Source organism: Nocardia sp. NBC_00403, assembly GCF_036046055.1.
In the GTDB taxonomy this organism is placed as follows: domain Bacteria; phylum Actinomycetota; class Actinomycetes; order Mycobacteriales; family Mycobacteriaceae; genus Nocardia.
The window spans coordinates 3,440,846-3,453,702 of sequence record NZ_CP107939.1; the positions used below are offsets into that span (position 1 = coordinate 3,440,846).

The 12,857-nt window shown below is 61.2% G+C and carries 13 protein-coding genes; 7 read left to right on the forward strand and 6 right to left on the reverse strand.

Going from position 1 to position 12,857, the window contains the following annotated elements; genetic code table 11:
- Positions 1 to 168 precede the first annotated feature (168 nt).
- Positions 169 to 699, forward strand: a complete 531-nt coding sequence (locus tag OHQ90_RS15070; RefSeq protein ID WP_328411021.1) for a hypothetical protein — start codon at positions 169 to 171, stop codon at positions 697 to 699.
- Between the two features lie 1,706 nt (positions 700 to 2,405).
- Here OHQ90_RS15070 and OHQ90_RS15075 read toward each other — a convergent pair.
- A complete protein-coding gene (locus tag OHQ90_RS15075) occupies positions 2,406 to 3,251 on the reverse strand; it encodes a YbaB/EbfC family nucleoid-associated protein (RefSeq protein ID WP_328411022.1) in 846 nt (281 codons plus the stop codon).
- 132 nt (positions 3,252 to 3,383) lie between these two features.
- On the opposite strand from OHQ90_RS15075, the gene OHQ90_RS15080 reads away from it, so the two are divergent.
- The 3 genes from OHQ90_RS15080 to OHQ90_RS15090 all read left to right on the forward strand — a co-directional run bounded on the left by OHQ90_RS15080 (position 3,384) and on the right by OHQ90_RS15090 (position 6,421).
- A complete protein-coding gene (locus OHQ90_RS15080; protein WP_328411023.1) occupies positions 3,384 to 4,646 on the forward strand; it encodes a hypothetical protein in 1,263 nt (420 codons plus the stop codon).
- A gap of 3 nt (positions 4,647 to 4,649) precedes the next feature.
- Positions 4,650 to 5,210, forward strand: a complete 561-nt coding sequence (locus OHQ90_RS15085) for a hypothetical protein (RefSeq protein ID WP_328411024.1) — start codon at positions 4,650 to 4,652, stop codon at positions 5,208 to 5,210.
- 1,076 nt (positions 5,211 to 6,286) lie between these two features.
- Positions 6,287 to 6,421, forward strand: a complete 135-nt coding sequence (locus OHQ90_RS15090) for a hypothetical protein (protein ID WP_328412845.1) — start codon at positions 6,287 to 6,289, stop codon at positions 6,419 to 6,421.
- On the opposite strand, the gene OHQ90_RS15095 is transcribed toward OHQ90_RS15090, so the two are convergent.
- The 3 genes from OHQ90_RS15095 to ligD form a co-directional block, all read right to left on the reverse strand.
- The gene (locus tag OHQ90_RS15095; RefSeq protein ID WP_328399578.1) at positions 6,404 to 7,393 is read right to left on the reverse strand and encodes an IS481 family transposase; all 990 of its coding nucleotides are present in this window, start codon (positions 7,391 to 7,393) and stop codon (positions 6,404 to 6,406) included. The two genes, OHQ90_RS15090 and OHQ90_RS15095, sit on opposite strands and share 18 nt — an antisense overlap.
- Before the next feature lie 310 nt (positions 7,394 to 7,703).
- Positions 7,704 to 7,889: a hypothetical protein gene (locus OHQ90_RS15100; protein WP_328411026.1), complete on the reverse strand. Its 186-nt coding sequence runs from the start codon at positions 7,887 to 7,889 to the stop codon at positions 7,704 to 7,706.
- A gap of 221 nt (positions 7,890 to 8,110) precedes the next feature.
- On the reverse strand, positions 8,111 to 9,067 hold the full coding sequence (gene ligD / locus OHQ90_RS15105; RefSeq protein ID WP_328411028.1) for a non-homologous end-joining DNA ligase: 957 nt from the start codon (positions 9,065 to 9,067) through the stop codon (positions 8,111 to 8,113).
- Positions 9,068 to 9,357: 290 nt separating this feature from the next.
- Between ligD and OHQ90_RS15110 the strand changes: the two genes are divergently transcribed.
- The 3 genes from OHQ90_RS15110 (at position 9,358) to OHQ90_RS15120 (ending at position 10,841) form a co-directional block, all read left to right on the forward strand.
- Positions 9,358 to 9,771, forward strand: a complete 414-nt coding sequence (locus tag OHQ90_RS15110) for a hypothetical protein (RefSeq protein WP_328411030.1) — start codon at positions 9,358 to 9,360, stop codon at positions 9,769 to 9,771.
- Between the two features lie 8 nt (positions 9,772 to 9,779).
- Positions 9,780 to 9,968, forward strand: a complete 189-nt coding sequence (locus tag OHQ90_RS15115; RefSeq protein WP_328411031.1) for a DUF6186 family protein — start codon at positions 9,780 to 9,782, stop codon at positions 9,966 to 9,968.
- Between the two features lie 375 nt (positions 9,969 to 10,343).
- A complete protein-coding gene (locus OHQ90_RS15120) occupies positions 10,344 to 10,841 on the forward strand; it encodes a hypothetical protein (RefSeq protein WP_328411033.1) in 498 nt (165 codons plus the stop codon).
- 62 nt (positions 10,842 to 10,903) lie between these two features.
- On the opposite strand, the gene OHQ90_RS15125 is transcribed toward OHQ90_RS15120, so the two are convergent.
- Both OHQ90_RS15125 and OHQ90_RS15130 read right to left on the reverse strand, forming a co-directional pair.
- On the reverse strand, positions 10,904 to 11,479 hold the full coding sequence (locus OHQ90_RS15125) for a hypothetical protein (RefSeq protein WP_328411035.1): 576 nt from the start codon (positions 11,477 to 11,479) through the stop codon (positions 10,904 to 10,906).
- 28 nt (positions 11,480 to 11,507) lie between these two features.
- A complete protein-coding gene (locus tag OHQ90_RS15130; RefSeq protein WP_328411037.1) occupies positions 11,508 to 12,767 on the reverse strand; it encodes an alpha/beta hydrolase in 1,260 nt (419 codons plus the stop codon).
- Between the last annotated feature and the right edge of the window lie 90 nt (positions 12,768 to 12,857).

The following is a 12,857-nucleotide window of genomic DNA, read 5'->3' on the forward strand; positions in this document are numbered from 1 at the left end:
CCACCCGAGCCGGAATGTGAATAATGTTCGCTAACATAGTTCACGTTAAGGGGTCTGGCGTGACGCTACAGCGCGTCCTCCGGCCAGCCTGACGGAGCCGAAGTCCTTACCGCCTAAGGTCTGACTCGGTCCGCCCATCAGGGGCAGTTGAGTGGAGGGATTCGAAGAATGAAGTTCGAGAAAATCACTGCTGCCGTTTTCATGGCCATCTCGGCCGTGGGTATCAGTGCGGCAACCGCCCATGCAGAGCTGGCCGTAACGGCGCAGTCGACTGCGGTGAGTGCGGGGGACACGACTTCCGTTGTGGATCACGGAATCAACTACCAGATCACCGTTTCGCCAGTCGACAGGGTCACTATCCCCACCGTCGAGAATGGCAAGTTCGAGATCGCGCAGAACGGTGCGGTGGTGCTCGAGTCCGGCGACGGCGCGGCGGTGACACCGACCCCGACGGCGGAAGATATTGCGCAACTGAACGACATCAACTCCTACGAGCGGCTCAAGGAGCAGATCAACAAGAACCTGCCTGGCGTCGTCGGCGGTGCCCTCGTGGGCGGTCTCCTCGGTGCGTGTATGCCCTTGATTTGGGGGATCAGCATCCCCGTGGGTGCGCTGATCGGTGGAACCGTTGGCGGATACGTCATGGGCGGCCCGGAGTTCCTCGACGCCGTACAGGCGTTCGCCGCCGGCCAGCCGTGATCATGGGCAGGTGAAATAGCGGCCAACTGGTCAGGGGTTGAGGAGATCTGCGAGAAATCGGGGTTCCGGGAGTAATCGCCGAGAATCCAGCGAAGTTCGGCATATCTCCTGGTATGGGTGATCTATCGGCGGGGCTTCTTTGGACCCGGCGTCACGACCGATGGCACCCTCAGCTGCGGTCACTCCGATATCCGCCCGATTTTCGGCGAGTACTACGGCGACCCCTTCCCTCTGGGGCGAGGCAAGAAACGAGCAGGCAGGTCGCCGCTTTGGCTGCTGATGCGGGTTCACATCTCAGGTAATTTCGGCGGTCAGGTCGGCGGTAGGGCGTGTTGTCGGACAAGTGCCCCACTTGGAAACCGAGTGGGGCACTTGTCCAAAGGCTGAAGACCGCTACCGCTATGTGGCGGCCTGGTCGTTCAGTTGTTGACGGGCACGCGTGACACGGTGGTTCCAGACCGTGTCGTTGCGGATCCGCCAGGACCGTAGTAGACCAATAGATTACGGCGAAATGCTTTGTGGCATGCAGGTTTTTGCTGGTACGCACACCGCCGACAGCGATTGACCTCATAATCTGTGGCTCGCTATCGACCGGCAGCGCGTTCATGTGGGAGTTCGGGCAGGGCTGCCTTCGACTTTGGAGATATCGAATGTCACGGGGCTTGGCGCAGAGGCCCTGTCGGGGCAAGGCGTCTTGCGTGATAGGTCGGGTGAACCCACAATCTTGCTATGGGACCCATACTGCAACAGTTGATTACGCTCGCTGGGGTCCTGTTGGGGGCGGGTGCTACGTTCGCGGCTACGACCTACGTTGAGCGGACCAAGTGGCGACGAACCATCGATACACGCTGGGACGACAAACGCCTAGTCGCGTATAGCGAGTATGGCAATTCGGTGAAATCTAAGTTAGAGGTTCTGTTTCGCCACGCAGCGGAGAGGGGGCTGCCCAATCTCACCACGCCGGCGGACGAACCGCTTGCACCCAATGCCCTCGCTGGTGCCGAGGCTGAACGGACTGTGAAGTGGGAGCAAGTACTGCTTCTCGGCTCCCCGGAAACCATTGCCGCTGCTCGGTGCTGGCACATGGCCGTATACGATTTCGGCTTCATGGTGCTCGAGGAGACTCCGAGTCAGGAGTCCTTCCTGGACCAGTATCGGCTCCTGGGCTCCCTTCGAAATGACTTCTACACCTGCGCACGTGCTGATCTCGGAATCCGAGGTGCCAACCTTCCGGGCGAGGGTAGGAACTGGATTCCCCCTTACGCTCACCTGCCGGAGTTGCCGAGTGGTGACCCTGGGCCGTTGATGCCTACCGAGGTGCAGCCATGAGGACTGGACGCAACCGGTGTAGTGCGAGCAGCGCTGACCTTGGAGCGAAGGGTCGGCCGCCGCAGCCTCTGGCACTAGTCGGTGACAAACCAAGGGGAGCGGGAGCCCGACCTCTGTGCGTCGAACGTGCCAACAGGAATGTACTTTGGGTTTTTGTTCGTTAATGAGCACTGTTTGTGCTGGTCAGCACACTGTTCGCAGTGTTTGATCTCATAATCCATTGGTCGTGGGTTCGAGCCCCACCCGCCCCACGAACACACGCTGATCAGCGGGTTTTTGTTTTTCTGGAGAGGTTTCGATCTAGAATCCGGGCCATGAGCAGATCGAGCGGGGGCGGTGACGATGACGGTCCAGGCCCAGAAACCCCTTCTCGGTGGTCAGATCAACCACCCGTTCTGTCGGCGGTGCTGGTAGTAGTCGTCCTCGTCATCTAGATCATGCGGGGTGTATAGCGCATCCCGATTAGGCTTGCGTGTTCCTGGAATGACGTGGCCAGTGGGACCCGCAGGAGCGGGCCGGGGCTGTGGTGGTTCGGGCGTGAACGTATGTGTCGGGGGCGCAGGAGGTTCGACTGCGGCGGGAACCGGGTAGAGCGCATCCAGATCGGGGGCCTGCGGCGCCGTCTCGGATTCTCGAAGGTCTGGCTCCAGTGCATCGGATCGGGATTCGAACAGTGCACGCGCCGCTCTTTGCGTCGCCTGAACGATCGCAGTCTCCAACCGCGTGACGGTGCTTCCACGAAAGACGCTCGGCGAAATATCAATGGCGGTAACGATTCCCATCGCATTCACCGTTGCTCGGACCGTCCGGTCGTTCGAGGTCCCGTAGCCGCCGACCTCCGCACGGAGGGCCTCAGGACGTGCTGCAGGAATCAGGGTTGCGGGCGACAGTTCCGGGATCGCCTCCGCCAGGTCCGAGAAGTCTCTGCGGATCGCGGCGCTCGGCGCCATCGCCTGTTTTCTGGACGGAGCTACATTGCGGGTGGCTTGCTGGATGGCCGCTACCAGCGAGCCAGCGAGGTATTGCGGACTGCTACGGCGAAAGACTTCTGGAGCGAGGCGCACTGTCTTCACCGCTCCGGTCGCACTGACCACGACTTCGACCAAGCCGTCCTGGGATTGTGCTGTGGCGGAGATAGAGGACAGTTGTCTGTTTGCCTCTTTCAGTTCGGCCTCACGCCGATCGATCTCGGCCAGCAGAGCCTGGGGGTTGAACTCGTCCACGTCACACTCCCGCACCCGTATCTGTTGCCGTCGATGGTAGCTCTGGCCTGCGGAGTCTTGCGCACTGCCCCTTGGGGATTGGGCGCGGTCGGATAGCATGTTTTGTCCTGCAACAAGATTGGGAGAGGCTACGTGGCCGATGTACTGAACGTGCCGCCGACCGAGGACTTCACGGCCTTCAACACATTGCTGGCCGAACAGGCCGAGCACTTCGCGCCGATGATCGACTGGGCCGGCAAGGAGTGCATGGAATCCGAAGGCTTGGATGGCCTGTTATCGCTCTTGAAGCCACATGTGCATGAGCCTGCGGATTTCTTCGCGGAAAAACTGAAACAATGCCAGGCCGGTATGGGGACAATCCAAGGGAAGATCACCATTGTCGACGATCGATTCGGCGCCCAGGATAGGGCCAGAGCCGCTGATATTGCGAAGCTCTTTCCCGATGACATCTCTTCTTTTCCGGATATATCCGCGATACCGGGAGCGTCGTCACTAGGCAACTTCAATGACGAGAGTGTCACGCTGAAGGCACCCGAGAAGCCGGACTCGATCAACAAGGGCCTGCTCGGGCATCTGGTGGAGTACCGGAGTCCACTCAAGGCTAAGGGCGTCGGTGGAAAATGGTCAGCGGTAATGGGTGGTAATCATCTATGGATCGCGGACAAGGCGTATAAGATGGTGACCGGGGACAGTCTCATAGATAAAATGTTCAAGCCCTTGGCCGGCGACTGGGATCGCCTCATGTATCTGCACGACGCATATGACACGCTGGGAGACGCGTGCTACACCGTCGCGGCGACATTGCGCAAGGGATCCTGGAAGCTAGGTGGTGAATGGCAAGGCGAGACAGGCAAGGCATTCGACTCGTACATGTTCCGCTGGACTAGTGGCATCGGTGGCATAGGGGATGGAGCAAAGGTGGTTGCAAATGCTTATAAAGCAGGTTATGAGGCAATTGTAAATCTGGTGAGGGTCGTCGTATCCGCGATCGATCGCGCCATCAGTACTGCCATCAAGGCGCTGGCTGAAGAAGCTCTGAAAATGATTGCCGGCGACGCGGCAATCATCGCCGTCGGCGGAGGCCCTGAAGACCCGCTCGCCGATATTGTGGCCGCAGCATGGACTGCCTGGCGAATGGTCAAGATATACGAGAAAGTCAAGTTGGTGGTCGGTATCGTGGCGACGATATACCAGACTTATCAATTGATCGAGGCGGAAGCCGCAAAGATTTGGGATGAAGCGAAGCATTCCATCGAGGGCTTAACCACTAGCGTAAGTATCGGCAGCGTGGTCCAGGATGTCGAACAGCGCGGGTTTGCGTTCGAAAAGAACGATGCGTGGACGCCGCTGCTTGGCGTCGGCCGGATGACGATGCTGCCTTCGGCGACGGGGTAGAAGGTGCTGGAAAATATTTCCGAGTTCAAAGTGGTCGCCAGACTTGGAGTCCGCGACACCACTTTTGACGTCTTGGTGCCCGGATCTGGTAGGCCCGTGGCTCGAATTCACCGACGCGACAAGTTGTCATCATTGGTCTGGGGTGATGATCTGGATTGCGACCTGGGTGTGTACACCGGGCCGAATCTCGATTATCGGGCCGGTTCAATCAACTCTCGCTCCGCATACGACGCGGACGGTAGAAGTGTCGGATATGTCGATTCCCGGAAGACCCGTTTGGGTAGCCTAGGTCGTATCCGAGAATTGCGCCAGGATGGGTTGGGTACACTTGTCGGGAAAGAAGTCGGCGCCAGCGCGAAGTTTATGAGTCGGCGCGGATTGGATTTTCTCCCACTTGCTGGTCTCGCAACCATGATCGCCAAGGTGGATGTTCATTTTCGCAGCGATTCAAGCCCTGGCTTCGATATGGTCAAGCCCTTCGGCCGGGCGGGGACCAACTACTTTTCTGTGCACGATGCCCGTATCAATCGGCTCCTGATGCTCTGCTGTATTTTCGAGGAATAGGCGAGCGTCAGCGGGGTCGGGTTGATCCAGCGGGCGATGCTGAAGTCGGTGATCGCGGTGAGCGGTGAGGTTCATCGACACCGTGATACCCCTTGTTGGCCAACACAATCCACCCACCCGCGACTACCCTGCTGTTCTCGTCGAGACGTCGGTGATCTTGGATTGCTGATACCGTGACGCGGCATTCGATCAGCCGAAGGAGATTCGTTCCGTGAATCGTCGGGTGGCGCTGGTCGGTGCGCTGTTGATCGCCACGGCAGCGTGCCAGAGCCAACCGTCGTCGCAGGAAGCGGCGCCACCGAAAACCGTCAGCGTGCCGCAGTCGCGTCAGGAAGTAATCGCCTGGAGCCGGACCATCGATCCCTGTGCGTTGATCGACCGGCAGTCGCTGCAGTCGCTAGGACGCGATCTCCTGGTCGGAGTCTGGGCGATCCCTTCGGTCTGTGAGGCAGTCATCGACGGTGGACCTGAGCGGGGTGGTGTCGACGTGATGTGGAACATCGGTCCCGCATGGCTCGATCCCGAGTCCTTCACCTCTGGGAACTTCGTGGAGATCGACGGTAGGCGCATATACCGTACCGACCGGTATAACGGCCTGTCACCGAAAGAACGCGCCGAACTGGGGGAAAGCGGCTGCGACTTTTTCATCTCCTACGAGAAGTCTGTTCTGGCAACCTTGTCCGTCTCGACACCGCTCAGCGCGCAAACTTGTTCTCCGCCGGAGGCGTTGGTGCGCAGCATGATGGCCAACGTTGCGCGGCAACCGAAACAGGGCACCTCACCTGACACCGTGGTCACCGCCCTCACCCGTATGGGCTCGCCCTGCGTGGCGGTTCCCGACCTCCAGAGCAACCATCGCGTCGAATTCGTGTGGGAGCGCCAGACGGGCGGCGACAAGTGCATCCTGGCGATGGACGGTGCCCGCGTCACGATCGACCTCCAATACCGTGAGCGTGCAACGATTCCCGCAGAGGCACGGCAAAAGAGCTTCGACCGGTACACCGGTTTCGAGTACGAGCGTGGCGACGGCACGTTCATCGAAGGTGGCCTTCCAGCTGGAGGAATCCGGGGGCCTGGTGAAACTCACCGTCGTCCACGACGGCTTCATGCCGGGCAGCAAGGTACTGGAGAGCATCAGCTGCGGCTGGCCGCGCGTGCTCGCCGACCTCAAGACCCTGCTGGAAACCGGCGAGCTAGCTGTACTGACCTGAGAGGTTAGTAACGCGGCTAGCGGGCGGGTGGCCTGCGAGTGCGGTGTGGCCGCGGTGGTGATTGTAGGTGTGGAGCCAGGTGGTGAAGGCTGCGCATCGTTCAACATCGCTGCGGTAGAGCCGCGCATAGGCCCACTCGTCGGCCAGGGTGCGGTGGAAGCGTTCGACCTTGCCGTTGGTTTGGGGCCGGTAGGGACGGGTGCGTTTGTGGACCACCGGCCCTAGGGCCTCGGCGAAGGTGCGGGATCGGTAGCAGGACCCGTTGTCGGTCAACACCTTTCGGGTGATGATGCCGTTGGCGGTGAACCAGGCGTTGGCGCGTGCCCAGAACGCGGCGGCGGTTTCCTTGCGCTCGTCACCGAGGAGTTCGGTATAGGCCAGCCGGGAATGATCATCGAGGGCAGTGTGCAGGTAGTGGTAGCCGTGCATCGGGTTGCCGTGAACATTGTTGACCCTGGTTAGCTTGTGCGCCTGGGAATTTCGGTTGCCAGCGGAACGGCCGAGCTTGCGCCAGCCACCGCCGTCGGGGATCTTGCCGAGTTTCTTGACGTCGATGTGGATCAGATCGCCCGGGGCATCGTGTTCATAGCGGCGTACCGGTTGGCTGGTGGCGCGGTCGAGCCAGCGCAGCCGTGCCAGCCGGTAGCGGGTCAGGACCCGGTGCACCGTCGAGGGATGCAAGCCCAGTAGGTAGGCGATGCGGGCCGGTCCCCATCGGCGCAGCACACGAACTTTGATGATGCGGCGTTCGGTGCGAGTCGGTGTCCGGCGCGGGCTGTGATGTGGTCGCGAGGACCGATCGACCATGCCCGCCGGGCCCTGCAGGCGATAGCGACCCGCCCACCTCGACGCGGTGGTGGCCGAGACCTGGAACCGTTCGGCCGCCCGGCGGAGCGGCCAACCTTCATCGACGACACAACGAGCAAGACGCAACCGGCCCAACTCCGTGAGCGGGGCATTACGGTGAGACACGAAGACCTCCGACAGGTGAATGCGTTCCTAGACAGCTCGCACTTCACTCGGAGGTCTTCGCCATGTCAGCTCGCCACGCCGTCACCAACGTCCATGGTCAGTACAGCTAGCCGACCCAGTGCGGTGACGCGCGTACGCGCGAGCGGACAGAAATAGTGATCGCGGAGGCTACCTGGCCAAACAGAGCTTCATGCACTGGGTGACACGATCGTTAACGGTACGTCCGCCGTGGGTTCGGCCGGACTGCAGGAATTTCACGGGTAGCCCACGTGGGTTCGCGCCGTCGGGCCCCGGATTGGCGGTGAGTTCTTCAGGGATCCACGGGCTTTCGCTGTTCGAGTTCATCGCTGAGGAGGTGCTCGGCGGCGGCGGCCGCGTAGCGGGTTGCGGCATTGTGGGAGATGCCGAAGACCAGCGACAGGTGCAGCGGGTCCGGGCGGGCGGTGAGTGCTTCATACAGGATGCGGTCTTGCCGGATCCGCTCGATTGGATTCACCGCTGCTGTCGAATTGGTCCAACAGGGCAATACGGATTTGTTTGACGAGAGATTCGGCGAATACTTCGTTCGCGGCGTCAGGACGGGTGGTCGTTTCTTCGGACGAGGGACGGCCACCGTGCAGGGAGCTCCGCAGGCATATGCGGCGACGCTTGCGCCGAAGTCGAAGCCGGCGCGGGGCGCGTCGACAGTTGAAGCGCATGGCTCGGTAATGCATGACGTCAAAGTGGTAGACGGATCTGCTCGGGATCCTTGTCGGTTCGGAGGCCGCGCCAGCTGGGGTGGTGTAGCCCGTCACCGGTGAACTCTCGGTATTCGACATCACCGACCAGTCGGGGCCGGACCCAGTGTGCAGCACCAATGCTGGCCGGGGGTGGCTGGATGTCGAACGGGCTGTTCGGTTGTGTCAACGAGTCGAGCTCAGTGCGCAGTTGGCGGCGGGTGGCCATGGTGAATCCCGTCCCGACGTTGCCGATGTAGACGAGCCGGCCGGCGTTGTCGTAGGCGCCGAGGACAAGTGATCCGAATGTTGCCGCGGTCATCCTGGTGCCTGGCATCCATCCGGCGATGACGGCTTCGGTGGTCTTCCAGAATGGGGATTTGATCCAGGCCGGTGATCGGCGCCCAGACTGGTAGATGGAGGTGGTCTGCTTGGACATGATGCCTTCGCGGTGATGCTCACGAGCCATCGCCATCACCCGGTCGGCCTCCAGGTCCACCCAGAACGGTGGCACCATGACCAGAGGTCCGGAGAGCTCGAGGTCGTCCAGTCGGCGGCGGCGCGCGAGGTACGGCATCGCCATTGTCGACTCGCCGTTGGCAGACAATAGGTCGAAGAGATAAAGCTGGACTGGCACCGTGCGAATCAGTTCGTTGGTGGGACGAGTGACGTGCATACGCGCTTGTAGCAAACCGGATGACGGTGTGCCGGAGGCGGTTTGCGCGACGATCTCGCCGTCTACGACAAGCTGCCGACTGCCGGACAGAGTGGCGAGCGCATAGGCTAGCTCTGGGTAGGAGTCGGTGACGTCATGACGATTCCTGTTGTACAAGCGGCACTGGCCGCTCTCACAGAGCGCGATTGCGCGGGCGCCGTCCCATTTCATCTCGATGGCCCAGCCAGCCGTGTCCGGTGGTTGCCCTTCGACGGCCAGCATCGGCGCTGGCACTGACACCATGCAATCAGCGTATCTCCAGCAATCTGCCTTTCGGGCCGGCGTTCGAGAAATGCACCCATGTCACTCGGTGGTCGGTGACCTTCTTCGGCGTATATGCCGCTGACCGGACGCTTGGGCCTTCGCTCGACGTACTTCAGGTCGACGAGACCGTTGCCCGGTGTGGTCGACACGCAGCCGACTTGTCCCGATGGTGCGGGCTTTCGGGCGCTGGGGTGGGTAGAGCCGCAGCGTGCCGGATCTGCAAAGCAATACATGCCCGAATCCGGTGCTCAGGGACTTATTCTGCCCATGTGACAGGGGAACCGGCGGTCTCGGCGCGACCATTCCGGCGGCGGATGCCGCTGCTGGCTGTCGGTGCTGTGCTGGCGGCGGGTGGGGCCGCCACCCGACCGTTCAGTTGGTCGGCAACCGTGCTGGTGGTGGTGCCGGTGGTCGTGGTTTCGGTGCTGGCCTTCCGCGTGCGGCCCGTGCAGATTCCACGCACCACCCGGCTGCGGCGCGGAGTGACCGTGTGGTCGACGCTGCTGGTCACGGCGTCGGTGTGGGAGGTGTATGCCTTTGCGCGGCAATCGGATTGGACGCGGCCGAGCGACGTGCACCCGACATTGTCGACGCTGCTGGATCCGGCACTCGAGCAGTGGCCTCTGCGGTTCGCCGGATGGCTGGTGTGGCTGGGTGCAGGCTGGTGGCTGGTGTCGAGATGAGCGATCGGGTGATCATCATCGTCGGGTTCGTGCTGGTGCTGGTGGTCACGCTCGGCGTGGTCGTGGTCACGCATGTGCGCCGGGATCTGGTCGCGCCCGTGGGTGAAACGATCGCGTACCTCACGCGCACTCGGGTGGTGAGAATTGCCGCTGTGCTCGTGTGGGCATGGGCCGGCTGGCATTTTCTTGCGCGGTAGGGGCAACCGTGACGATGCTGAAAGGTCACGATCGACGGCTACCTCCTGCGGATCGAGTATCTGATCGCGGTCAGCGGACAGGTCCGACTGCCACATCAGGTGAACGCGCGGTCTGTGCATTGCGCCCTGCCGTTGACACCGGGGTGGTGGGGCAAGGCAGGCTCTAGGAAGGGCATGGATGCGCAGTGCGGCGTATGTCGATGTGGCGGGCGATGGCGGTGGTTGTTGCGGGGTCGGTGGCGTGCGCAGCTGTGGGTGTCGGATCGGCGGGGGCGGTGCCGGAGGATTTCTACACCTCGCCTTTGCGGTCGCTGCGGGGAGGTGCTGCGCGCGGAGCCGATGGCGGTGCCCTTGCCTGCACATGCGACTCGAATCATGCACCGCAGCACAGACACTCACGGCTCGCCGAACGCAGTGACCGGGGTGTATTTGGATCCGTTGCTGCCATGGCAGGGTACCGGGCCTGGCCCGCTGGTAGTGATCGCGCCCGGCACTCAGGGGCAAGGTGATCAGTGCGCGCCGTCGAAGCTGTTCACCTCGGTTGTGCACTACACCCCGCCGTTGGATGTGATGGCGAGCTACGAGTCGGCCAATGCAGGGCTGCTGCTGTCCAAGGGGATTGCGGTGGCGGTCACCGACTATGCGAGTCTGGGGACCGGGGCTGTGCACGACTATATGAACCGGCTGGCGCAGGGCCATGCGGTCCTCGACGCACTGAGAGCCGCGACCCGACTGCCCGGGACCGCCGTGCCCGAAATCCTACCCGGATCGACAAGCAGCCACGTTGTCAGCGGATTGGTCGGCGGCTCCGAACAGCTTGATTGGCTGGTCGGTCGCTTCAATCTCCTGGCAGCTCCCACCCACTGTCCATGACGAGGCCCACGATCAGCCGAGGGTTCAGTCGAATGACACAGGTGCTGGTGCGGCATCCGGATCTATTGAGAATCTTTTCGGGTCCACGGGTTCGACCGGTGCTTGTCGGTTTCCGTTGAAGGCGTTGCGGGCCCAGCTTCTGCTGGTGTGCCGAGCGGGTGTTCGATGAACTGCGGAAGCGGCTTTCCTACGGCCGAATCGGCAGCGAATGGTGGGGTCGAACCGGAGATGCTCAAGCTGCCGTCGACACTTTGCCGGACGGAAAGCCCGAAGCGATCAGAAGTACGCGTGTAAGCCGCTCGTGGCCGGGAACTACGATCCGTTCTGGTCGGCCATCCGAATTCGTTCCAGGACCGCACGATCAGATCGAAGTACTCGTCGACGGTGTCGGGCGTGGTTCCGGTAACCCAATATGCGATATCGAAGAACTCCGAATCAAATTCTTGGTCGGTGTCCTCGCAGGGCAGTGCAACACCGTTATGGAGCTGCGCCTGCGGGATTTCGGGATGAAAGAGTGAGAGTGCCAGCTCCGCCGGGAGTGCGCGTAGCGTTCGCACGAAATACCGATACAACTGTTTTCGCGCTGTCGACTGGGTTATTTCCGATCGCATAGAACCGTCCTCGTCTTCTTCGTTCACACGATCAACCTCGACCCGGGCTGGGTGTTCATGTCACCATGTCCCCGTGTCCAGTTATGATCAGCCCGATATTCCTCGCAGCTGGGTTGCTGGAGTCGAGGTAGTTGGTCGCAAAATGGTCCATCGGATTCCATCGGTATTCACCGGGGGCGGAACCGGAACTGAAAACGGAGGCGCCGAAGCCGGGGTCGGTGGGGGGTGGGCCGTGTGTTTTCGGCATCAACTGAACAGAATCGCGTGGAGCCATGGTAGCGAACACATGGTCGCCGGTGTTCTCGGGCGTGACGCTGGTGAGACTCAGCTCGCCAGCGTTGTGCACTCCCGTCCCCCAACTACCGATGAAGACCAGTTCGTCGGTGTTCAGGGCGCCCCCGTGACCGGCGGCGTGACCAGCGAGAACGCTCCCATATGAATGGCCGATGGTGGTGTTGTGCGACGGCGGCCCCACATGCGTGAACCGCAGCCCCTCATGGTAGCGCCGCGCCATGGCGGCACCGTCTTCGGCGAACTGGGGAAATACCGACTGCACCATCGAACGGGGATTGTCATACCCGCCCCATAGCGTTACCGAAGTCTTCGCCCTTGGGTCGACCAACAGTGCCGCTTGCCGTATCTGTCGCATGGTCTCATCGGCGTAACCGACAGGATATTTGATCCCGGCAGGATTTAGTAAGATCACGGCGTTGTCGGCGAAATCCGGGTTATCGAGCGTGAACGCGAAACGCCAGTCGTCGTCGATGTACGACAGGTAGAACGGCGGTTGCCCTCTCTCTGAAGTGTATAGCATCTTCATTATTTCATCGTAGTTTCCCGCGCGTTGGTAGTCGCCCGCCTCCTGAGCGCGCTCCCATAGCGTCTGCAGGGCGCTGCGATTATATTTGTCACGCTTCTCTTGTGGAATGCCATCCCGATTCCCGATGAACGGATCGGCGTGATACAGGTCAGCTTTCTCCGATTGGGACAGACCGGACCATAATTCGTGGAGTGCTTTCGGGTCCTCTGGTACGCCGATATCTGGAAGCCGCGCCGGCAAACTTTCGGCAGATCGCCCAGTATGCCACGATTCACCGATCATGCGCGCAATGTCATCGTCGGCGGTGAGAAAATTATAGTCGCCGCGCAGCACCGCATCGCGGGTGTTGCGGTAGAGTTTGTTGGAGATACCTTCTCCGGCCTCACGGATGATCGATTCCAGCCTGCGCGCAATCACATTTGCTCGGAGAATACCCGGATGCAAGTCAAGTGAAAGAAAATTGAGCACATTTTCTTCCGGATCAGAATTGCTCATGTGTTTTCCTCGATAATCGAGAATTGATCTTCGTCGGCCAACGAGCTAGACCGGACCATTGATCGACCTTGCTGCAGCAGATTGGTTCCA

Bases quoted from the DNA above. Each gene is read 5' to 3' on its own strand.
- OHQ90_RS15130 (WP_328411037.1), bottom strand. From the start codon at position 12,767: ATGAGCAATTCTGATCCGGAAGAAAATGTGCTCAATTTTCTTTCACTT.
- OHQ90_RS15120 (WP_328411033.1), top strand. From the start codon at position 10,344: ATGCACCGCAGCACAGACACTCACGGCTCGCCGAACGCAGTGACCGGG.
- ligD (WP_328411028.1), bottom strand. From the start codon at position 9,067: ATGGTGTCAGTGCCAGCGCCGATGCTGGCCGTCGAAGGGCAACCACCG.
- OHQ90_RS15070 (WP_328411021.1), top strand. From the start codon at position 169: ATGAAGTTCGAGAAAATCACTGCTGCCGTTTTCATGGCCATCTCGGCC.